We start from the raw sequence: 1,032 nt of genomic DNA, 5'->3' as shown, positions 1-1,032 counted from the left end.
ATACCATTTCTGCATGAAGCTGCGCTAAATTAAGAACAAGGGTGCGTTTGGTTTAAATGTGATGGGTTTAAGATTGCAAGTCGAGATTAAAGAAAGCCTTGAAGAATTAGAAAAAGCCGTTAAATATGCGACGCAGGCAAGCACTAAAGAGCGATTACAAATGCTCTATTGGCTCAAAAGTAGTCAAGTCACAACTCGGAGTGCGATCGCAAAACGTTTAGGACGGGATGAAGCAACCATAACTCGAAGGTTTACGAAAGTATAAAGACGAGGGACGAAGTGGATTGCTATGTGTGAAACATGCACCTGGTAAAAAGTCTATAGTTAGTGGAGAAAATTTGGAACGGTTGAAACAGCGATTGCAGGAGCCACTTGGATTTCACAGCTATAGTGAGATTCAACAATGGCTTGAGAACGAACTAGGACTAACGATCGCCTACAAAACAGTTTATCAGCTTGTTCGCTATTCTCTGGGTGCCAAACTAAAAGTTCCTCGTCCCAAAAGCACCAAACAGCATCCAGAAAGCTTATCTCATTTTAAAAAAAACTTCCTCTAGCACTCAAATTTTTACAAGATGAATTTGGGTTAGGTAAGCGGCTTAGGTACATGTGCCAAGACGAAACCCGCTTGGGATTAAAAACGATTACGGGACGTTTGATTACTGCTGCGGGCGTAAAGCCCATAGGTTTAAACCAGTGGCAACGTGATAATTTTTACTTGTACGGTGTCGTCGAACCTCTAAGTGGGTACAGCTTTTTCTACGAGTTTTCTCATCTTGACGGAGATTGTTTCCAGAGGTTTTTAGAGTTGCTGTCGGCAGATATTGGCGAGGATGTTGCAGTTATCCAGTTTGACCAAGGCTCTTTCCATACAGTTAAAACTCTTGATTGTCCAGAAAATATTATACCTATTTTCCAACCACCCCACTCTCCAGAATTGAACCCAATTGAGAGGTTTTGGCAGTTTCTTAAAAATAAACTGCGATGGCAAAATTATCAAACCCTTGCCCAGTTGCGTCAGAAATTGGCTGA

At 41.6% G+C, this 1,032-nt stretch carries 3 protein-coding genes; all 3 read left to right on the top strand.

Going from position 1 to position 1,032, the window contains the following annotated elements:
- Positions 1-58 precede the first annotated feature (58 nt).
- Complete coding sequence (locus AABK37_RS41505; RefSeq protein WP_432557199.1) at positions 59-265, top strand: hypothetical protein; 207 nt, start codon at positions 59-61, stop codon at positions 263-265.
- Between the two features lie 28 nt (positions 266-293).
- Positions 294-557, top strand: a complete 264-nt coding sequence (locus tag AABK37_RS41500; protein ID WP_432557198.1) for a winged helix-turn-helix domain-containing protein — start codon at positions 294-296, stop codon at positions 555-557.
- Between the two features lie 50 nt (positions 558-607).
- Positions 608-1,032 (top strand): IS630 family transposase (locus tag AABK37_RS41495; protein ID WP_432557197.1); only part of this gene is annotated, 425 nt, incomplete at its 3' end.

The organism is Tolypothrix sp. VBCCA 56010 (genome assembly GCF_050875635.1).
GTDB lineage: Bacteria > Cyanobacteriota > Cyanobacteriia > Cyanobacteriales > Nostocaceae > Hassallia.
The sequence above is the reverse complement of the archived record's forward strand: the minus strand, read 5'-3'. Positions and strand labels throughout refer to the sequence as shown.